1 protein-coding gene is annotated in these 209 nt (G+C 46.4%); it reads left to right on the top strand.

Going from position 1 to position 209, the window contains the following annotated elements; translation table 11 throughout:
- Positions 1 to 193 (top strand): hypothetical protein (locus LJE08_RS14875; RefSeq protein WP_227403699.1); only part of this gene is annotated, 193 nt, incomplete at its 5' end.
- Positions 194 to 209: the final 16 nt, after the last annotated feature.

The raw sequence follows: 209 nt of genomic DNA, 5'->3' as shown, positions 1-209 counted from the left end.
GCTTGATAGCTCCTTATGCAATGCTCTTTCCTGGTTTCTGCATCATCTAAATGATTCTACCCGTGTAATTCTGTGCGGCAGAGAGCTGCCGGATATGTATCTGTCCGATCTGGCTATGGAGAATGCCCTTGTAATACTTAATCAGGAGGAGCTGCTGTTTCGTGAGGATGAGGAGCTTCAGTGTGCATGTTAAAAACTGCAGCTCCTCA

It is taken from the genome of Holdemanella sp. DFI.5.55 (assembly GCF_020593575.1).
Lineage (GTDB): Bacteria > Bacillota_I > Bacilli_A > Erysipelotrichales > Erysipelotrichaceae > Holdemanella > Holdemanella hominis.
This window is presented reverse-complemented; position numbering and strand designations above follow the sequence as displayed.